General features: G+C 36.1%; 20 protein-coding genes. 9 read left to right on the top strand and 11 right to left on the bottom strand.

Annotated features, from left to right (window positions below):
• The first annotated feature begins 226 nt into the window (after positions 1–226).
• On the top strand, positions 227–1,198 hold the full coding sequence (locus tag AC2A07_RS11300) for a LacI family DNA-binding transcriptional regulator (RefSeq protein ID WP_484050485.1): 972 nt from the start codon (positions 227–229) through the stop codon (positions 1,196–1,198).
• 7 nt (positions 1,199–1,205) lie between these two features.
• Here AC2A07_RS11300 and AC2A07_RS11295 read toward each other — a convergent pair whose 3' ends face one another.
• Positions 1,206–1,424, bottom strand: coding sequence for a hypothetical protein (locus tag AC2A07_RS11295; protein ID WP_314490192.1), 219 nt, complete (start codon positions 1,422–1,424; stop codon positions 1,206–1,208).
• A 264-nt stretch (positions 1,425–1,688) separates the two neighbouring features.
• Between AC2A07_RS11295 and AC2A07_RS11290 the strand changes: the two genes are divergently transcribed.
• Positions 1,689–2,039: a hypothetical protein gene (locus AC2A07_RS11290; protein ID WP_484050484.1), complete on the top strand. Its 351-nt coding sequence runs from the start codon at positions 1,689–1,691 to the stop codon at positions 2,037–2,039.
• 131 nt (positions 2,040–2,170) lie between these two features.
• A complete protein-coding gene (locus AC2A07_RS11285; RefSeq protein WP_484050483.1) occupies positions 2,171–4,486 on the top strand; it encodes a TonB-dependent siderophore receptor in 2,316 nt (771 codons plus the stop codon).
• A 139-nt stretch (positions 4,487–4,625) separates the two neighbouring features.
• Here AC2A07_RS11285 and AC2A07_RS11280 read toward each other — a convergent pair whose 3' ends face one another.
• Complete coding sequence (locus AC2A07_RS11280; protein WP_484050482.1) at positions 4,626–5,516, bottom strand: alpha/beta hydrolase family protein; 891 nt, start codon at positions 5,514–5,516, stop codon at positions 4,626–4,628.
• Between the two features lie 677 nt (positions 5,517–6,193).
• Between AC2A07_RS11280 and AC2A07_RS11275 the strand changes: the two genes are divergently transcribed.
• The gene (locus tag AC2A07_RS11275) at positions 6,194–6,550 is read left to right on the top strand and encodes a response regulator transcription factor (protein ID WP_484050481.1); all 357 of its coding nucleotides are present in this window, start codon (positions 6,194–6,196) and stop codon (positions 6,548–6,550) included.
• A gap of 152 nt (positions 6,551–6,702) precedes the next feature.
• Here AC2A07_RS11275 and AC2A07_RS11270 read toward each other — a convergent pair whose 3' ends face one another.
• Together AC2A07_RS11270 and AC2A07_RS11265 are read right to left on the bottom strand one after the other, a co-directional pair.
• Positions 6,703–7,173, bottom strand: coding sequence for a nuclear transport factor 2 family protein (locus AC2A07_RS11270; RefSeq protein WP_314498724.1), 471 nt, complete (start codon positions 7,171–7,173; stop codon positions 6,703–6,705).
• 254 nt (positions 7,174–7,427) lie between these two features.
• The gene (locus tag AC2A07_RS11265; RefSeq protein ID WP_484050480.1) at positions 7,428–8,306 is read right to left on the bottom strand and encodes a glycosyltransferase family 32 protein; all 879 of its coding nucleotides are present in this window, start codon (positions 8,304–8,306) and stop codon (positions 7,428–7,430) included.
• A 78-nt stretch (positions 8,307–8,384) separates the two neighbouring features.
• Between AC2A07_RS11265 and AC2A07_RS11260 the strand changes: the two genes are divergently transcribed.
• From AC2A07_RS11260 to AC2A07_RS11245, 4 genes are all read left to right on the top strand, one after another.
• A complete protein-coding gene (locus AC2A07_RS11260; protein ID WP_484050479.1) occupies positions 8,385–8,528 on the top strand; it encodes a hypothetical protein in 144 nt (47 codons plus the stop codon).
• A gap of 43 nt (positions 8,529–8,571) precedes the next feature.
• Positions 8,572–9,936 (top strand): alpha-amylase family glycosyl hydrolase, encoded by a 1,365-nt coding sequence (locus tag AC2A07_RS11255; protein WP_484050478.1) that lies wholly within the window; start codon positions 8,572–8,574, stop codon positions 9,934–9,936.
• A gap of 626 nt (positions 9,937–10,562) precedes the next feature.
• Positions 10,563–13,349: a SusC/RagA family TonB-linked outer membrane protein gene (locus tag AC2A07_RS11250; RefSeq protein WP_484050477.1), complete on the top strand. Its 2,787-nt coding sequence runs from the start codon at positions 10,563–10,565 to the stop codon at positions 13,347–13,349.
• Between the two features lie 12 nt (positions 13,350–13,361).
• Positions 13,362–14,774: a RagB/SusD family nutrient uptake outer membrane protein gene (locus AC2A07_RS11245; RefSeq protein ID WP_484050476.1), complete on the top strand. Its 1,413-nt coding sequence runs from the start codon at positions 13,362–13,364 to the stop codon at positions 14,772–14,774.
• A gap of 58 nt (positions 14,775–14,832) precedes the next feature.
• Here AC2A07_RS11245 and AC2A07_RS11240 read toward each other — a convergent pair whose 3' ends face one another.
• On the bottom strand, positions 14,833–15,852 hold the full coding sequence (locus AC2A07_RS11240; RefSeq protein ID WP_484050475.1) for a T9SS type A sorting domain-containing protein: 1,020 nt from the start codon (positions 15,850–15,852) through the stop codon (positions 14,833–14,835).
• 96 nt (positions 15,853–15,948) lie between these two features.
• Between AC2A07_RS11240 and AC2A07_RS11235 the strand changes: the two genes are divergently transcribed.
• Complete coding sequence (locus tag AC2A07_RS11235) at positions 15,949–17,115, top strand: cytochrome-c peroxidase (protein WP_484050474.1); 1,167 nt, start codon at positions 15,949–15,951, stop codon at positions 17,113–17,115.
• Between the two features lie 243 nt (positions 17,116–17,358).
• Here AC2A07_RS11235 and AC2A07_RS11230 read toward each other — a convergent pair whose 3' ends face one another.
• The 6 genes from AC2A07_RS11230 to AC2A07_RS11205 all read right to left on the bottom strand — a co-directional run bounded on the left by AC2A07_RS11230 (position 17,359) and on the right by AC2A07_RS11205 (position 21,130).
• Positions 17,359–18,105, bottom strand: coding sequence for a T9SS type A sorting domain-containing protein (locus tag AC2A07_RS11230; RefSeq protein WP_484050473.1), 747 nt, complete (start codon positions 18,103–18,105; stop codon positions 17,359–17,361).
• A 3-nt stretch (positions 18,106–18,108) separates the two neighbouring features.
• A complete protein-coding gene (locus AC2A07_RS11225; RefSeq protein ID WP_314498739.1) occupies positions 18,109–18,636 on the bottom strand; it encodes an ankyrin repeat domain-containing protein in 528 nt (175 codons plus the stop codon).
• Positions 18,633–19,178: a YceI family protein gene (locus AC2A07_RS11220; protein WP_484050472.1), complete on the bottom strand. Its 546-nt coding sequence runs from the start codon at positions 19,176–19,178 to the stop codon at positions 18,633–18,635. Before AC2A07_RS11220 ends, AC2A07_RS11225 begins: the two co-directional genes overlap by 4 nt.
• Positions 19,179–19,192: 14 nt before the next feature.
• Positions 19,193–19,531, bottom strand: coding sequence for a hypothetical protein (locus AC2A07_RS11215; protein ID WP_314498743.1), 339 nt, complete (start codon positions 19,529–19,531; stop codon positions 19,193–19,195).
• Between the two features lies 1 nt (position 19,532).
• Entirely contained in the window at positions 19,533–20,375 is an 843-nt protein-coding gene (locus tag AC2A07_RS11210; RefSeq protein WP_484050471.1) for a DUF5777 family beta-barrel protein, read from the bottom strand.
• A 113-nt stretch (positions 20,376–20,488) separates the two neighbouring features.
• Positions 20,489–21,130: a Crp/Fnr family transcriptional regulator gene (locus AC2A07_RS11205; RefSeq protein ID WP_484050470.1), complete on the bottom strand. Its 642-nt coding sequence runs from the start codon at positions 21,128–21,130 to the stop codon at positions 20,489–20,491.
• Positions 21,131–21,358: the final 228 nt, after the last annotated feature.

The raw sequence follows: 21,358 nt of genomic DNA, 5'->3' as shown, positions 1-21,358 counted from the left end.
TTGTTATGTCTCAAAAGTATTTTTTTTGTGGTATCAAAAAACAGATTTAAACAAATTGTTAACGGAAAGAAAATATCAAACGTTTGCGCAAACGTTTGCGGTGGATAACTTTTTAAAATTTTAACATTTAATTAAGATAATAACTGTATTTATTTAACAAATATTAACAAAAAAGTAATACCTATTTATTCTTAATTTCTCCCGATAATTGACGCTGTAACTCAAAATGAAAAGAACGACCATAAAAGACCTGGCAGAAATGCTTCAAATAAATATATCAACTGTTTCCAGAGCGTTGAAGGATCATCCTGATATCAGTGATTCTGTGAAAATAAGAGTAAGAGAGGCTGCTGAAACCTTTAATTATGTCCCTAATGACTTTGCGATAAATTTCAGAAAAAAATCATCCAAAGTGATTGGTCTCATTGTTCCTGAAATATCGATGTTTTTCCTTCCATCCATCATCAACGGGATTTCATCTGTTCTCAATAAAGAAGGATATCACTTTTTTATTCTTTCCTCGAATGATTCGTATGAGTCTGAAAAGGATCACATAGAAACCTGTATCAACTCAAGAGTAGACGGAATTCTCATTTCTCTCACAAATGAAACGAAGACCTGTGATCATTTGAATAAACTGGTTGAAATGGAAATTCCGGCAGTTATTTTTGATAAAACGGTACCTCAGACCTTATTTAACTCAGTTGTTTTTGATAATGAAAAAAATTCTGAACTGTCTGCCGAAAAGCTTATCACACATGGCTGCAAAAACGTACTTGGAATTTTTGGTGATGAAAATTTAGAAATTACCCAAAGCAGACTTCAATCTTTCAGCAAAAAAATGAAAGAATTTCCTGAAGTTAAGGCACAGATTATATTTTGTAAGTCGGCTGATCTGGTCAAGGAGAAAGTGGATCAGTTACTGGAAAATCATTCTTTCGATGGTTTTTTTGCCATGAGTGATGAGACCCTTATGGGACTGCACAGCCTGTTAATTAAAAAAAATATGAACAACACTGATAAAAAAGTAGTGGCAATAAGCGGAGGCACGCTTCCGAAATACCTCGATGAAACCTACGAATATCAGATCAATGATGGATATCAGATGGGCAGATTTGCGGCAGAAAAACTTATGAATATATTAAAAAACACTAAAGACTACAGTACGGATACAGATAAAAAGATACATTATGTATAATTTACGGTCATGCAGAATATGCAGCCCTGTTGAGATAAATATTTTTACCCGCTATTGCATTTTTAGATAAACTGTAGATAATTTCTACTGAAAAACTGGAAAATTCGTATAGTACATAACGTGAATTACTTACTACATTCTCATTGATCATTTTTCCCTGGCTTAAAACCATATCGTATTGGGTTTTATCCGGTAAATTTTTAAAGTCGTAATATGAAATATCCATGGCAGTTATTTAATGATTAGAAATATAAGTCTTAACATATTAATCACTTATATGCAATTAGTTGACCAAAAGTTTAAAACATCTTAATAAAATTAAAATATTTTATCTTATTATTTCTAAACTCAAAATTTGACATTATTCAGATTGGGTATTTGTAAGAATCTGTCAGCTTTCTGCGACACCCATACAACCGATAATAACTGAGGCTGTTTAATTCATACTTATATCATTTCAAAATAAATTGTACTTTTGCACATTCTTTTTATGCAGAAAATATTCAGATTCTTTTTTGTATCTACCCTGTTGCTTATATTTTTATATCAGGCGAGCGGAATCGGTGTCTGCATAGAACATACTCAGCATACGCGCAGCCGCAGTATTCTTAACAGAGATCATCATAAAACAAAAGGAGAAACAAAATTTTATCAGGATGACAGATGTCAATGCGCTCTTCACCTCTCAATGAATCATGTACTTTTATCTGAACATCAGTCAATTGATTTTGAAATAAGTACGACCAACAATCATCAGTTAGAGGAACCGAAGACTTTTACCTATCGCTGTACGCTGGATTTTTTCAGCTCAAGGGCACCACCATTCTGCTTTTCTGCATAGCAAAACTTTTGCTGCAATTTCTTCTCTACAGATTATTTTAATCTGCATTATTTTATCATGGAATCCGTACAATATCCATGTGGGGATATCCTTTTATTAATAGGGCTTATGTTGCCTTCAAAACAACTTTCATGTTCATCCGTAATTTTTATACTTTGGAGACCGCTGCGGTTACCTCCAGTAAACTCATAAAGTTTTCAACTTTATTACTGATTACATCACCCTTTTTATGTATTGCTCAGAATATACAGGACTCTGTTGCTGCAACCATACAGACTGTAGAAATTATCGGCAGAAAATCTAAAGATTATACTTCTGATTATTCATATGCAGCTACTAAAACACTGATAAAAAATAAAGATCTACCCCTAACCCTCAATACCGTTACAAAAGAACTCATCACAGACCGCCAGGCTTTCCAGCTGGGTGACGTGATGAAAAATGTAAGTGGCGTTTCTCCTTCAAGCTATTACAATCAGTACAATATCCGTGGGATCAGTCAAAATGAAGAAGGACAGATCATCAACGGAATGCGTACGCGGCAGTATTATTTTTTACAGCCTATGACATCCAATATAGAACGGGTAGAAGTTTTTAAAGGGCCTGCAAGTATTACCATGTCGAGTGTAGATCCGGGCGGAACCATCAATATGGTCACCAAAAAACCTCTACAGAAACCTCACCACAATATCAGCGCATCAGCAGGTAGTTTTGACACTTACAGGATAACAACCGACCTTACAGGACCGCTTAACAAGAGTAAAACCCTGCTCTACCGTTTTAACGGCGCTTATCAGAATGCTGAATCTTTCAGAGATAACGTAACTAACAGCGGAATATTAATTTCTCCTTCTGTAACATTTGTACCCAATGAAAAAACCTCTGTCAATGTTGAGATGATCATTAATAATCTTCATGGAAGTCTTGACAGAGGCCAGCCTATTTTCGGAGCTGTCGCGGGAAAAACAGATCTCTCAAGCACTCCAAAGACCTTAAACCTCGCTGCACCGGACGATTTCTTTAAGACAGGAGAATTTATCATCATGGGTAGTTTTGTACACCGCTTCAATAAATCCATAAATTTTAATGCCTCTTACATGAAGCAGCTTTGGAAAGAAAATCTGCAGGAACACCGTACCACGAATTCTTTTGTTCCGGATATCAATAATAATCCTGTTTCCAATCTTGCAATGATGCAGTTTGCTAAAAGAAAACAGCATTGGGAAGTAGACAACATCAACGCTTATTTTAATTTCAACTTTAAAACGGGAAATGCAGAGCACCAGGCGCTGATCGGTTATGATCAACATCAGTGGGAAAAACGGAAAGGCGGTGAGCAGCAGGCAGCAAGAGGATTTCTTCTGATGGACGGCTCTGCTGTTTCATCATATAATCCTGCCAATTCTGCTCTTTATCAGACAGTGAATTATAACGGAATTTTATTACCCAAACCCAATGCTACTCCCTTTGACCTGAATCCGGGTGCTCAAAATCATGAAGGTATCGGGTTTGATCATATTAATGTGATAACGGCTCTGCCTTCGGCTCTTACAACAACTCACGCTTTATACATCCAGCATTTACTGACCTGGAGAAAATTCAAAATATTATCAGGAATCAGACAGGAATGGTTTGAAGATATTACCGGTTTTAAAGAATCTGATGAATCCTCATTCCGCAATAAAAAACTGCTGTACCGGTTAGGAATCACGTACAGCCTCACGGATTATATGAATATCTACGGAACGTATCTTACCGGATATCAGCCACAATCCAACACTATTTCATTAATGCCGAACACAGCGGGCTTTACAGGATCAAAATCCGCAGCCCTGTTCGAACCGTTAACCTCAAATTTAAAAGAGATCGGTATGAAGGCAAGACTTTTCAGGAATATGTCAGTTAACGTGGCCGTATATGAGATTAACCAAAAAAATATTCTGATCAACGCCAATAATCCGGCACAACCGGACGAACTTACCCAGAGAGGAGCAGACAGAAGCCGGGGATTTGAGGTCGAATTTACCGGGTACATTCTTCCCCAATGGCATATTTACAGCGGTTACAGTTACATAGATGCTAAAATAATCAATGATGCTGACCAGCGACTGATCGGGCAGAGAAAAGAAAATACCTCCAAAAATTCGGTAAATTTCTGGACACGCTATAATTTTTCAAAAATAAATGCAATAAAAGATTTTGGTATCGGTGCCGGGCTTCTCTATCAAAGTTCAAAAATCCCCTGGTTTACCAGAAGTTTCGAACTTCCTGCCTATACGACTCTGGATGCAGCATTTTACTACTCTCCTGCAAAATCAGGTATCCGGGTATCACTTAATGTCAATAATCTGACCAACAAAACCTACTGGATAGGTGCTCAGAATTATCTCAGACTTTTTCCAGGAGCGCCAAGAAATTACGTGATGACGGTTTCTTATCAATTTTAAAATAATGCTTGCCGAAACATAGAATAGATGTGAAAAGAATAAATATAGTTTTCTGAACCTTCTGTTTTGTTAAACAAATTTTTAGCCTTTTCAAATAAATCAAAATTATTTCCCTACCCCTGAATGAAATAATTTTGATTTATTTTTTTCCTACAACAGTTTTAATCCATTCTAGAGCATATAAAATGGGTTCCTGCGATTTGGCAGAGGAAGTATTGTGCCCCAGATCAGGGAATAACTTATATTCATAAATTTTACCTTCAGATTTCAGTGTCTCTAAATGTTCGATTGATAGACCTACAGGAATCTGTATATCTTTACCTCCAAAAAGCCAGAGTCCTTTCGCTGAAGATTTTGAAAGACTTTCTACAGGATCGGTAGCTGCAAATTGATACCGGTCAGGATCATTCCGGACATGCTCACGGGCTTCGGATTCCGTATGAGTATCCCAAAAATCGGCTTTACTGTTTGTATAAAACTGAAATCTCAACTGTTGCAGCGTATTGACAACCGGACCGCTGAAAATCACCATAAAATTCACCTGTTTATTTTTAGATGCCGCTATCGGAATCACCCATCCTGCCTGGCTGAATCCCATCAGACCCAATGGAAGGTTTTTCTGCCTAAGATGGGATTTCAATTCAGAACCTGCTGCATTGGCATCCAGTGCAAGAGCTGTAAGATTGGAAGAATCAATATTGTTTGTTCCTACCTCAGGCCCTCTGTAAATTCCTTCGGATTTTCCAACTCCCCGTTTATCATAGGTAATGACCGCAATACCATTTTCAGCAAGAAATGATGCCATCCCGTCCATCCGTAATTCTTTACCCGAACCGTGCACAAGCACAATACAGGCATGTGGTTTCCCGGGAAGATAAACAGTTCCTGAAAGAGTTATTCCTTCACTTTTAAAATTAATTTCTTCTATAGTAAATGAAGATGTACTATTAAGCGGCTGATCAGATGCCTGACAAAAAAAACAATTGGAGAGGAAGAAGCATAATAAAAGTATGCAATATTTTATGATCATTATAAATGAATTGTTAAGTTTTTGTTGAGACCAATATACAATTAAAACCCCTACTCCTGCAATCTGTAAATTCTACTGATCCGGAACGGAGTCTAACATAGGTAAGATGATCTGAATTTCTAAATTTTCCATGTATTGCCACGCTTAGAAGAAAAACCACACTTCATCCGTCATATTCTATATTTTAAAATCTATTTCAGACTATCTCATTTGCACCTACACAAAACAATATTTTATCTGTTAAACTAAATTTCTGTTAAACTAAAAACAACTTATTTCATACGGTCAGTAAATTACAATACAGCACAATCCATACTAACAGAGACAACAAAAAGTTATTTAGTTAAACAGGCATCCAGCTTCATCTTATCAATCTTAAATTATCTATATTTGAAAACACCTGATTTAAAAGCAGTAACAGCACCAAAATTTATTTTCTCTGTCTCTTAATGATATTTCTTCTATTTAAAATCCTTCTAAAACCGGAATTATGAATGCTGAAAATTCATCAGAATTCAGAAAAATTAACGGTGAAAAATTATGTTGATATCTATAAAAATTCAATAATATGCGTAATATTTCTTTTTATTTAATTTGATATTTATATCGAGAAAATTATTTTGTCATTTATTTTACTGTTTTTTTAAGATTGGCTTTGTTTTTGCGAGGCAAGGGTTATGAAAACAATTTTTATCGTGGAAGATGAGACAGGCATCAGAGATGCATTACAATTGCTCCTGTCATTTGAAAATTATGATGTCCGCTCTTTTTCAAGCGTAGAAACATTCAACAAGCGAGATAAGTCGGTAACTCCTGATATTTTTATTCTTGATGTCATGCTGCCTGACGGCTTAGGTACAGACTTATGTAACCAACTGAAGCAGGAACCGGAAACTTCTAAAATCCCAGTTATGATTATCAGTGCTCATGCAAAAGCTGAGAATGTAATAAAGAGCTGTAACGCAGACGAATTTATTCCCAAACCTTTTGACATTGATGATGTCCTTTTAAAAATTGAAGGCCTGATCAGTTAATAACTGATCAAACATTAGATCAGCAAATCTATCAATCATACATCAACATAATAAAAAATGACTCCCTATCCTATGATTGGGAGTCATTTTTTTATTGTCTTCAGGAATTTTAAAATATATAAAAAATCATGTAACCGGAAAGGGTCAAAATATTATTTTACTGACTCATCAAAATTGTCATAGTAGGTAAAATCCTGGGTTATTTTACCGTCTTCAATCGTAAAAACAGTACAAACAGGCAGTTCAAAAGTTGACTGATCAGCAGCAGTTCCTGAAGAGACAAATTCTACGATAATATTCTTTTCACCGGAAGGATACGTTTTAATCACTTTATCTTTCAGGTCCGGAAATATTTGATTGAGCTCTGCGTACTTTTTTATAAAATCACTTTTCGTCTGTTTGAATATTCCCTGTCCTAAGGATGGATCTTTAAAGTCCGCATCAGGATTGTACATATCTGCCAACCTTTGCCAATCGTGCTGATTGAATAACTGAAAATAGGTTTTCACTATTTTCTCATTTTTGTCTTCAGTTTTATTCACCACTGACGGTTGAGTACAATTGAAAAGAGTAAGAAATACAGAAAGGATCAAAAAGCATTCAGATGTTGTTTTCGTTTTCATAGGTATGATATTTTTATGTTTTGATAAGCATCTCTCTGATAACTGATCATTATTATCTTCCCGGTCACCAGATATCCAATGATTAATTATATAATTTCGTAAAAATAGGTATAATTCATAAATATTTTTTATTGAAATAAGAAATTAATCACGTGCAGTAAAAACATTAGAGCTCTCTTTTAAAAGAGAGCTCTGATGTTCATCAATCTGAAAATATTTCAATATAAAAACAAGAAGATATAAAAAGCTGTATGCTATATACCTTTCCCAATATATTCCCTGATCCTTTCTTTAGGGAATAAATCTAAAACTGCATTAATATCAATAATTTTATGGTCATTAATGATACTGCGTACGGCTTTTTGTGCACCAGGCTCATTAACAAGTCTTTCTAAGAGTCCGTACACAGTAACCATTTTCTTATGGGTATTCTCCTCATCGCCTCCAAACCACGAACCGTTAAAATGATGACTGACATAATTCTTTGGGAGATCCTGTGAAAAATAAACGGAAGGATAAAGGGTTACACCGTACTTCAGTTTCTGTACAGTATCACTATACCGGTCTGCTCCGTATTCCTTTTCAAGCATTTCAGAAAAAATATCTGTATTGATTCGCTCAACGAATCCTTCCTGCCTGTCATAATACGCTGTAAAATCTTCAGAAAGTTTGTGCTTGGGTTCTGCCATCCAGAAAGCAGAATATGGAACTCCTTTTACCTCAAAACCGCATACGGCAATTTCATCCAGAAATTCATCAAGGGGAAGTTTCAGTTCCATATCGGTATCCATATAAATGCCTCCATGTTCATACATCACTTTTGACCGTACATAGTCTGAAACAAATGCCCACTTTTTTTGAGCAAATGCTTCCTTTACATAATTATTATCCTGAAGCGGAGCATTGCTCTCATTCCATTCAACGATTTCAAAATCAGGGTGAATTTTTTTCCATGAAGCAATGCAGTGTTCTGCCAATTTATCCTTTGGATGAACGCCAAACCAACAGTAATGTATTTTTTTCGGAATCATATATTTATTTTTTTGATTAAGTGAGATGATGACAGTTTTGCTGCCGCTTTCCGAATAATTGCAAATATTAAACCTTCTAAGTCTTTTTCTGAAAAATTTCAAAATTTAATAGATACAATAATTATATATCAAGCCTGAAATGAAAACAAACATATCTATTTTTTGTGAAATAAAAAGACAATGGAAAGTAAGGAATTATCAATGAATGCTAAAAACGAAAGTATTCGACGACGTTTAGCTGACATCGAAACAACATTGATAGACTTAATGGTGATCACTACGGTTTCAGTTAATTTTGAAAATATGAAGATTCAAAACGCATAACTGGTATTGATTAATAAAGTGGCACATTTATTCCTTATAAAAAATGAATAGTTTAATCCAATACTCATTTTTACATTCTCTTATGGAAAACCCAACTGAAAATCGTTATCAGCCAAAAAAATTCGTGGAAATCACAACTCCGGACTGGGTGAAAAATGCTACCCTATATGAACTTAACATCCGACAGTTCTCAGAGAAAGGCACTTTTAAAGCTGTAGAAGAACAGCTTCCGCGTCTCAAAAAAATGGGTATTGACATTATCTGGCTGATGCCGGTTCATCCTATAGGAGAAATCCACCGTAAAGGAAATCTCGGAAGTTATTATTCTGTAAAGGATTATATGAAAATCAATTCTGAATTCGGTAACGAAAATGATTTCAGAAATCTTGTGAATGCTATTCATGATGCGGGAATGTACGTGATCCTAGATTGGGTTGCCAACCATACCAGCTGGGATAATGAACTGGTCAGCCAGCATCCTGAGTGGTATATGAAATCAAGAAAGGGAACTTTTCAGTCCACTCGATGGAGGGATTACGATGACATCATTGAGTTTGACTACAGACATCCTGACCTCCGGGAATACATGACCGATGTAATGAAGTTTTGGGTAAAAGAATATAACATCGACGGATACCGATGTGATATTGCTAGTTTTGTACCGATTGATTTCTGGGAAAATATAAGGACTGAACTCGACACTATAAAGCCTGTATTCATGCTGGCTGAAGCTGAAGATAAAGATCTTCACCGACGCGCATTCGATTCTACCTATAACTGGACTCTCTGGAATATTCTTCATCAGATTGCTATGAATGTTGCCAACGCAAAAACACTGGGTGAAGCCTATCTTGCAGAACATGTTTCGATCTTTCCTAAAGAGGGGATTCGAATGAACTTCATTGACAATCATGATAAAAACTCGTGGGAAGGCAATCAATACAGTAATTTTGGCGATGCCTTAAAGGCAGCCACACTTTTTACGTTTTTAATGGATGGTATTCCACTGGTGTACAGCGGACAGGAAGCCGGACTTGATCGCTCACTTGAATTTTTTGAAAAAGATCCGATTGAATGGACCTTGCATGAAAATGAATCTTTCTATACTACTCTATTCAACTTAAAGCACAAAAATCAGGCACTCTGGAATGGCAGCCATGGTGGTGAAATGGTGCGGATCATCAATGACCGTATGGATCAGGTGATCTCGTTTGTCAGAGAAAAAAACGGCGATAAGGTACTAACCTTTATCAATTTAAGTAACGAGACAATCCTTGTACAGTTTGACACTTCTTTTGACACTGGAATCTACACCAACCTGTTTACCGATGATCAAAAATCTGTTTCTGAAACGACGATCCTCACGATGAACCCCTGGGAATACCTTGTTTTGCATCATTCGAAATAATCAATCAGGTCACAGCAAAAACCTCTATAATTTATAGCAGAATAAAATCAGAATTAAAATATCAGGTATTGGAATAGATTGATTTCTTACGATCGATGTGATTTGCTGATTAATCTTTGCATAACCATTTTACACTCTGTTAAGAGAAATATTTTTAAATTAAAACAGAGATTTATTAATTTCAATTATTTAAACAGTTGTCACCATTATCCGTTTTTTATAAAAGATCATAGAAAATGCAATTAACTATTAAAATAGCAATGATCATTTTGATAAACTTTTTTAATAAATGATGAAATATCCAATGATAGGATTTCATATCAGTTTCACTCACCTGATTTTGATGTAATAATTAGGAATAATCTTTTTATAACATTATCTTATTCTGGTTATATAATTAATAATAAAACAATTATTCTCTCATACTTATCAAAATAAATCCTGTATTATTTATAAATAATTTACAAAATTATAAATGTTCTTTCTTTTACAATGTGACAATTATCATAATGATTCACAAAGAATCATAAAGCCTGTTACAATGTAAATAATTATTTTTGTACCTTAATTTTATTAATTCTAAATAAAACACAAAGGTATTCTTATTATGCCCTGTACTATTTTGCATGAAAAAAATTGTAGCCAGTGCTTTGCTGATCTGTGGATTTTATGAGTTAGACGCTCAGACATCCAGACTTGAAATTAACGATTCTTTAAAAACCAAACTGATCGATGAAGTGATTATCACTTCTTCCTATGGAACCCAAAAGCTGAAAGAAGAAGTAGTGGGATCCATTGTGACACTTACTGATAAAGACATCGCAACAACACAGCCTTTTGAAAGTATTGATAAGATGATTGCCGGGTTAGCTCCGGGTGTACAGATTGCCAACAATACAGAATTAGGAAAACCTGTAAGTATTAACATCAGAGGTTTAGGAAGTATGATCCCTATCAGTGGTCTTTCGGGTACCTCTACACAGCCACTAATCGTTGTGGACGGTGTTATCATGAGGGAAGATATGCCATTTAGAGAAGCTTATTTCGACGGAGGTGCTACCGCCGAAATGAATATCAATCCTTTGGCAAGATTCAATTCTGACAACATTGAGAGCATTAATATTTTAAAAGATGCAGCTGCTGTAGCCTTGTATGGAGCAGAATCAGCCAATGGAGTAATTCTCATTACTACAAAAAAAGGAAAAAAAGGAAAGCCTACTTATTCCTTCAGTACTCAGTATGGTGTATCTCAAAGTATTAATAAAATTAAATACCTCAATGGTCAGCAATACTCACAAATATTTAATGATTTCAATAAAAATAACAGTAGCAATGGAAACGGAAGCTATCATTGGAACGGGACTGACGTTGATTGGTTTGAACTGATGAACGGAAACGGAGATTTTTTCAGAAGTAATTTCACAGCAAGTGGCGGCAATAAATATTTTACCTATCGGGTCGGCATTGACTATTCTAAAAATAATGAATCTAAGATAATGAATTCATTGGAAAAAAAAGGGATTGATGCTACCCTGGGATTTAACTATAAAAAGCTTAAAATTAATCTCTACACAGCTTATAATAATCTTTACAAAGAGCAGCCAAATACTTATTTTAATTTTGTGTTGGCACCGGATCGTAAGGCTTACGAGTCCGATGGAAGCTATGCTCTTTCAGGAAACAACGGTATCCCAAATCCTTTAGCGGCTGCAAACCAGAATTTAATCAATGTCAATAACAATTCATTGCTTTCAAGTCTTAATGTTAGCTATGATCTTGCCAAAGGTTTAAAAGTGAGCAGTCTTTTTGGAGTTGATATCTCAAAAAAAAACAATATTGACTGGAGATCAGGACTGAATCAAAGCGGAATGACAAACAACAATTTCGGGAGAAGCCGTTTATTTATTTCAGATGGATTCCGATGGAACTGGAGTGGACATGTTGCTTACGAGAAAAACTTCGGTGAAAAACACCATACGGATATACTTGCAGGAGTGGAACTGAGACAAAATAAAGATTCGAAAGAAGCTAATGTAGGAAGTAATTTTGCTAATTATGAAATATACCAGGATCCCTCATTAGGATCTACTTACACCTATAAAACTCTTACACAGGAAAGTAGTGGAAGAAGTATTTTTGGACAGCTGAATTATGATTACAGAAAAAAATATTTTTTATCCGCCAGCATAAGAAGGGATGAAAGCTCAACTTTCGGACCGGATACCAATGCTTCGTTAAATGGTGCTGTCGGAACATCATGGGTCTTGACCAAAGAAGATTTTCTAAAAGACAATACAGTCATCAACTTCCTTCGATTACGAGCTTCATGGGGAGTGACGGGAAATTCCAGGACTGGAAGTTACCGCTCAACCGGACTTTACAGTGTTTTCCAAAATGGCTTTATTTACGATTATGATTATGCCTACCCCCAATCTTCATCACCTCCCAACAGACTGCTGTCATGGGAAAAAAATGAAAAATGGAATGTAGGACTGGATTTCAGTCTTTTAAAAAAAATAGATTTTACGGTAGAGGTTTTCCGTAATAATATCTCTGATATGATTGTGTCCAGAGATGTGCCTCTGGAAACGGGATATTCTTCTGCAGAGATCAATGGGGCCGCCATGTATAATAAAGGTATTGAGATCTCAATGCGTGGTAACTGGATTTCAGGAAAAAATTTCAAATGGAATACTACTTTTAATATCTCCAGTGTACAGAATAAAGTAACTGACCTTATAGGACTTGAAGATTCTTTTTCTACAGCGGCAGTAGCACGTGCACAAAAAATAGGAGCTTCCACTTCTGCAATATGGGGGTATCAATGGTTAGGAATCAATCCTGCAAACGGACAGGATCTATTTTTAGTCAACGGGGAGGTAAAAGACGGAAATCAGTTCACTCCTGATGTATCTACTTACTCCATAATAGGAAATTCTCAGCCGGATTTAACCGGCGGTTTACGTAATTTTTTAAGTTACAAAAAATTCAGTCTTTCTTTTCAGGTCAATTTTGAAATTGGCGGTGATGTTTTGGTACAGGGAGAACTCATTGATAAGTACAGCATTATTTTTAACAGAAATATGAGTGTAAACGCTTTGGATTATTGGAAAAATCCAGGCGATACAGCTTCTAATCACAGACCGACAAGTAAAACAAACGTTGCAAACAGCAGCAAATATATTTATGACAATACACATATAAAGCTTCAGAATATCAATTTGAGTTATCAGATTCCTTTACAGCATATTAAAAATAGATTCGTCAAAAATGCCAATATTTTTATAGACTGCACCAACGTTTTATATTGGTACAAAGAAAAATCTCCGGCAGGCAGAAACGGTATCAGAGAATTCAGATATCTATATCCTGAAATGAGAACGTTCAGTTTTGGTTTTAAAGCTAATTTTTAATTAATCAGCATTATGAAAAAAATAATTCTTACCGCAATATCTTTGGCAAGCATTCTGGCATGCAGTGATTTTCTTTACAGCGAGCCAGTTGAAAGTATATCGATCACACAGCAATTGGGATCTAAGGAAGGAATGTTAAAATCACTTAATGGCGCTTATTATCAGCTCCGATCAACTTATTTCTCCGAAGCACCGCTTACCTATGGAGATTTAATGTCGGGTAATCTGAAGTTTTCCCCGGCGTCATCAAAAAATATCATAGTCGATGTTACCGTAGCCAATGTATACCAATTTGATGATCAGAAGATCGCAAGTAATTTAGCTCTTTTTTATTCTGATACGTATCAACTGATCAATAATGTAAATCTTATCCTACAGTATGCAGATCAGCTGCCGGACGCTTCTGTTTCTGAAATCAGTGAAATAAAAGCCGAGGCATTGGCATTACGGGCATTCGCTCACTTTCATCTCTTCAAATATTATGCTCAGAATTACACTTACACCGCAGATGCATCCCATCTGGGAATTGTTTACAATACAGAGCCTTTGAAGGTTGGTGTAGACTACCCTTTCAGAAAAACAGCTGCAGAAAATTTCATTTCCCTTCAGAATGATATTGATCAATCAATCTCTCTCTTTCAGCCCAGTCATGCAATACCGGACGGACAAAAGAAAAATTTCATGAATATAGATGCGGCGAGAATACTTGCTGCTGAAATAGCATTATGGAAAAATGACTGGCAGAAAGCCGCTGATTACAGCAATGATGTGATTCAGAATTCGTTGTATCATTTAACTCCGCCTAATGAAGTTTCAGTGAATTGGGCCGTTTCCGAATCAATTTTTGAAATTGCCAATAACAATAATAATGATTTTCCTGCTTCGTTGATTTATAATTTTATAAGTGCATCAAGTAAATCAAGTTATGTGGCAACTGATGATATCTACAGCCTGTACTCTTCAAATGACAACCGTAAGAGTCTTTTTGAGACTAAAAATTTAGAAACCAATACCAATTCAGGGCTTACCAACATTCCTTACCATTTTATAAGAAAGTATAAGATAAATACGGGAAGCTTAATTTACCGCCTGAGTCTGGCCTATTTTATTCATGCAGAAGCTTCTCTGAGATCAGGCAATACTCTACAGGCACTTAACGATATCAATATAATCCGGAACAGAGCGGGTCTTACAAATCTTACTTCTATCAACATGGATATTTTACTTGAAGAGAAAAGAAAAGAGTTTGTTTTTGAGAATCAGTATTTTTTTGATCTGATAAGAAATCACAGGAATATTGTGAGGAATAACGGATGTATTTCCACCAACTGCAGCCCAGCATATCCTAACGACAAATTTGTTCTTCCTATCCCTCAATCAACAATCAGTATCAATTCTGCCATGCAGCAAAATCCCGGGTACTAAGTAAATAAAAAAACCTGCCGCAAGATGCGGCAGGTCTCCATTGCAGAAAAGTGAGTAATTATTTCTTTACTATTTTAACCGTAGAAATATTTTTACCATTACTGATTTTTAAGAAATAAATTCCTGAAGAAAGTTCGGATATATCAACCGTTTCATTGGAATTGTAACTGCCATTCTTAACTAAATTCCCAGTGGTGCTGTAGATTTCTATCTGCGATCTACCTTTTGATAATAATTTGAAACTGTAATCAACTAATGTATTCGATATCAGAAGATCCTTGGAAGCAAAAGATTCACTTGTAGATAATGCTCCTCCCATTACCGAAGCCCATGAAGTTCCAAGTCGCATCTCATCAATCTCCAGGCTTCCCATATTGTTCGCCTGTCTCAAAGCAATACTTGCTACCTGTGACAGTTTTGCTGAAGAACCGAAAGCACTTGAATGATTAGGATTTCCTTCAGATGTCAAAGAAGGATTGATCCACAGACTTGTCTGTCCTGTCGCTCCTGTCATATCATACTTCAAAACAACCAGATACGTAATCCCTACCTGGTAGTCCTGTGGCGCAGCAGTACCGTAAATATCATTCATACTAGCTGCTCCCCCTGAAGTATTCAATATGCCAATATTAAATGTATTGGCAGCAGACCCTTTCCTTAAAGATAATCTTGACACCATACCCGTCGTTCCCAAAGTGCTTCCAGACAATGCAGAAAAATGGAGAAAATATCCCGGAGGAGTTGCGACAGTATTCGCAGCAAGAGAATTTACATCGGTAATTTTCAGTAAAAAGGAGACAAATGCTGTTGTCGTAATGGGCTGCGGCAGCGTAAAATTAACATCTTCTGACTGTGCGGAAGTGAGAAATGCCCTGTTTCCTACAGGAGTTGGAAGACCGGGATGATGTAAACTGTTCCCAAAATCTGATGCGGATGTTAAAGTTGATAACTGCCCCAGCGTTCCGCTGTGTGAAGACCATCCGTTGGAGGATAACGGACCCGAAAAATTAAAGCTTTCATACTGTGCAGATACCAATAATGATCCTGCTAAACTTAAAAAAGTTAATGCTTTTTTCATAATAAGTGTTATTTTAAATTAGTCTAAACGAAAATAACGAAAAAAATTTTAAGATCCAAATACAGAATTACTATTTTTGTCTCAAAATATCAGAAGATGAAGAATGCTTTAAGCTGGATTTTAATTTTAATAGTAAGCTTTTTCTTTTTTAACAATTGTTTACAAACCAATATTCATAAAGAAATATCTCAGAATCAGTCTTTTATTGATAAAATAAGAAAGCTCTATTCATCAGGGGATTCTTCAAGATGGCCAAAACCTATCCTTGACGAGATGGCAGTTCCTCATTTTTCTGAGATCGGACATCTTCCCCCGGTTAAATTTCCGGAAGACAATCCGTACTCTGCCGATAAAGCACTTCTGGGGAAAACACTTTTTTACGACCCGAGACTGTCCGTATCCGATCAGATTGCCTGTGCTTCATGCCACGATCCCGAACTGGGATGGACAGATAACAGAACTCTTTCTTTCGGACACGACCGGCAGCTGGGTTCCAGAAATGCAATGACCATCATGAATGTTGCTTATGCTAAATCACTTTTCTGGGATGGAAGAGCTGAAAGCATTGAAAAGCAGTCGCACATGCCGATCGAAGATCAGAGAGAAATGAATCAACACATTGATATTGCCACAGGGAAGATCGCAAAGATCAAAGGCTATGAAGCACTTTTTGAAAAAGCATTCGGAACTAAAGATGTAACCAAAGATAAAATAGGTAAAGCAATTGCCACTTTTGAGAGAACACTCATCAGTCCTCAGAGTAAATTTGATAAATTCATCGACGGACAGTCTGCACTTTTCACGGATGATGAGGTTATGGGACTACATCTGTTCCGTACAAAGGCACAATGTATGAACTGTCACAATTCAGGTTATTTTTCAAACAATCAATTTGAAAATGACGGTACTTCCCTGTTAGGATCGAGGCAGGAAGATCTTGGAAGGTATCTGGTAACGGGAAACCCTGAGGATGCCGGAAAATTCAGAGTCCCTACCCTTCGTGAGGTTACCCGGACAGGACCATGGATGCACAATGGAGCATTCACTCCCCTCAGGGATGTACTGACTTTTTACAGCAATGGGAATCCTGAACCTCCTAAGAAAAGGTCAACAGTATACAAAGGAATCACTTTAGTCTCTCAAAAGTCTGAAATGCTGAAGTTTTTAGACTTGAGTACTCAGGAAATTGGTCAGTTAGAAGCATTTCTGCATACTTTAAGTACAAAAACGCAGAGAATCACTCCCCCTATTCTTCCTAAATAATCAAAAGAAAACAACCGTCTGTAAAATACATGCCTGCCTTTATAATAGGATAGATACCATTTTTTTGACGTCTTAATATATTCTAAAAAAAACTTGAGATCAATTACAGTATAAAAATGGTGAAAATAATCCGGTACTTTGTAAGAAATAGTACGGCAGATCCGTCAGACAGTAAAAAAGCTTCAGCTTAAGATATCTCAGGCTGAAGCTTTTTTTAAAAAGAGAACTGATGATCCTTCAGTATTAATTTTTTATCAGCTTCTCAACCGATTGAGTCTGATCTTTAAAATTGATTTCCAGATAGTACACACCATTTTCCAGGTTTGAAATATTAATGCTCTCCCCATCCAGATTTACTGATTTAACTTTTCTGCCGGTAGATTCAAAAAATTCAACAGACTGTATTTTATCAGCATTTTTGAAATTTACTGTTTCTTTTGCCGGATTTGGGTAAAGAACAACTTTTTTACTTTCTGCCAGAAGATCACTTGTCCCCAAAGCTGCAGTCATGTTTAAGGTTGCATAGCCCCTGTTGCTTCCACTGTGCTGTGATATTGTAGTAGAGCCCCCACGTGCATAGAAAATATTAATTACCCCTGCACTGTTTGCAATCGCTGCGTCACCTGCTCCACCGGATAATGATCTGGTCGCAATGACCGTTCTCACTCCGCCGGTAGTGGTATTGCTGACCTGCGTCCAGTCCTGAGAGGCGTCCGGTGTAGGTGCAGGACCAATTCCGTTAAAAATATAGTCTCTGTTTGCAGTTGAGTTATAAATAAATCCGTCTGCACCGGATGCCATTCCTGAATTTCCGAAACCAATACCAAGGTAAGAAGTGTCTGCTCCTCTTAATGTGATTGTTACTAAAGAAGAAGAAGTATCCAGCTTTACGGTCATTCCCGTTGATCCTAAACTTACTGTGCCTGAACTGAACTGCGCATGTAATGCAGCTGTCAAAGCTAAACTTGACATAAGTAGAAGTTTTTTCATATACTAATTTTTTAAAAGGTTGATAATTTCTTTATTTTCGGTTTTCAGAGCATATTCAAAGGGGGTCATCCCAGTTGAATCTTTCATTGTCTTGTCAGCTTTATATTTCAACAGCAGTTCAACGAAATCCTTATTCCCTGATTTTACAGCCCAGAAAAGTGGTGTTGTACCGGTAGCATCTGCTATATTGGGATTGGCATTTTTTTTCAGCAATTGCTCTGCCAGATCCCGGTTATAATGCATGGAAAGTCCGGCGAGAGCAGTTCCTTCGCTGCTTTTATAATCCAGATTTTTCACATGATCAATCAGAAAATCTGCAACTTCCGTATTTCCGCGATAGCAGGCTAAAATCAAAGGTGAAAATCCGTTTTCATTGGTTTGATTGATGATATCAGGATTCTGTTTCATCAGATCTTTAAGTTCGGTAAGCGTACCGCTTCTTGCAATATCAAAAACTGATTTTGCCTTTTCCTGAGCAGATATTGATGATAGGCTCAGGAAAAAAACCATGGTCAGGATTAGTTTTCTCATTGTTTTACAAGAGTATATTTATATTCTACATTGACGTTTTCTGCTACTTTTTTCATCACCATTTTCGGAATTGTCACTTTAAAATCCGCAGTCTTTGCAACAAAATTTCCACTCATGAAAATCTTTCCGTCTTTTGAATAAACCGTTGCAGAAGATGAAACATTTTTATCTGTCCCGTGAAAATTCAAAACTCCCTGCACCGTATATTTCTGTGGACTGGCGCCCAGTTTTGATTTATCAAAATTCAGTATCTTTCCTTTAAAAGTAGTTTTCGGATACTTGGCTGATTCTGCGTAACTTTCGTTGAAATGTTCTTCCATCAGTTTAACTTTAAATTTGAAGTTTTTCACCATTGAAACAGAAGCCATCTCTCCGGTATCCGCATTAAGAATCACAACATTATTATCATCCTGTGCAAATACATCTTCAAACATAGGCAGTGAAGCTTCAATCGTTACCTTACCAGTCTTTGAGCTGTATTTCTGAGCAAAGATAAGATTGCTGAACAGCAATGAAATTATTATTAATACTACATTTTTCATATTCAATTATTTTTTTAATTTTCTATAAGACCATCGGCTTTCCATTTGACGAAAAAATTAATCTGATTCTGTGACAGGGAACCGCCCTGAGGCATTCTGAGAGGATCTCCTGCAGGCCTCTGAATCCTGTCAATAATATTATCAATATTGTCTCTTACCTGGGTATAGGTTACCAAAGGTTTGAAACTTGCAGCAGAATGACAGTTGATACAGCTGCTTTCGATGATCGGCTTCAGATCAGATTCATATTTTACCACACTGGTAATCGGCGTATTGTCCGAGATTTCTTCATACGTTCTGCTCTCACAGCCAATTAGAATGGACAGAACAATGATATATGCAAACTTTTTCATTTTAAAATACTCTGTAAAGATTAAACCCAAAGAAAATTTGTCCTTTCTCCCATTTTCCGGTTGCATTGGTCAGGTAACCGATATCGGAATTCAGCTGAGAATTACTGAATAAAAGCTGGAAAACATGACCTCCTGTCTCAATATCCATTCCCAGAGATAAAGGGTTTTTGTAGAAACTGTGATTATCAAAGTTCACAAAATATTCTGCATTGATTGATATTCTTTTAGATATTTTGTAGCGTCCTCCTAATCCGGTTAAGAATTGATTATTATTTTCAACTGACGGATCATAAAGATTTTTATGTACATACGAAGGTGTCAGCTGCAGGGAAAATTTCTCATTGAACCTTCTTGAGATAAGTGCCTGAGTAAGATATGAAAGTCTGTCACCAAACTTCAGGTAAGGATAATTTTCTTTTCTCAGGTCCGTATTCAGTCCCATTACATTATATCCTACAAGATCTACCGGAACATCGTCATTTTGTTTCAGAAGCTTATATTTTGCTCCCAACTCAAATGTCTTCATATTTGTTTCACGGGAAAGACTTAATGATATACCGTCTGTCACACCATAGATCACTCCCAATTTAGTGGAAGCATCATCCAGTCCGAAAAAATTTTTAAAACCCGTGCTTACGTCTCCGAATCTATGGGCAACAACTATATACCATTCATTTTTTGCGGTGAGTTTAGTCGACTGTCCGGTCACTATCTGAAGTGCTTTGAAAGCTGGGGGCGAGATAGAATTTTTGGCTGAAACGGTATCGATATCTTTCAGCAGATCTTCCTGAGAATAGGCAAGAACTGAAGAAATCACCGATAAAAATAAGAGAATTCTTGTCATACTTTTTTATTATTTGATGGCAAATCTACTTCTACTTTTAAAAAGAGAGCGGTGACTAATGTCACCACTCCTTCTTTAAAAAATAATTCACAGTATAGATATAATCTATTGAGCTAAGTCTTCTTTTTTTTGATAATGTCTATCGACTTGTTAGCCTGGATAATCACACCCTCATTTTCATATTTTTTTAAAATCCTGCTAACCACTTCTCTTGCTGTTCCGAGAATATTTGCGATCTCCTTATGTGAAATTCTGATTGGATGTCCTCCGTTTTCATCAATCTTTTTATGGAGTAAATCTAAAATCCTTTTGTCAAGTTTATAAAAAACTGCCTGTGTAACCATTTCCATGATCGCCACATAACGTTTGTCATATTGTTTATAAAAAAAGCGGTTAAGTAAAGGGAAATCTACAATCCAATCCAGTACCTTTGAAACAGGTAATAACAGAACTTCGGACGATTCTTCTGCACAGGCATATATCCTGCTCCTTGCATCACTGAATATGGAAGAAAAAGTCATGGTACAGCTTTCAGAAGGTTTTATATAATAATACAAAAGCTCTTTTCCATCGTTGAGTGCATATACTTTGACAGAACCCTTTAACAAAACAGGAATGTAATGGATTTTTTCTCCCTCACTGATAATTTCTTTTCGTGCCGGAATATCCGCCAGAATACTAAATTCTTCCAATTCCTTTAAAAAATCATCTCCCAGACCTTCAAATATCGTTCTGATATTTTCGTTTGTTTTCATTTATATAATTAAATATTTCTTGCTTTCAATGAAAGAACCCAATCTTACAAATTGTTATTACGGAACCGGTAAACAAACTGTAAGAAATACAACAGATCAGTATCGAAAAATCCACAGCAATATTACAGATATAATTCTCTTTTGAAATTGCAATTATACATTAATTATTTATGTATTTTATGAGTTAGTATAGAGATGAGTAGATAATGAGTATATAAAATGAGCCAT

The organism is Chryseobacterium sp. HNCC26DJ238 (assembly GCF_057180465.1).
This window is presented reverse-complemented; position numbering and strand designations above follow the sequence as displayed.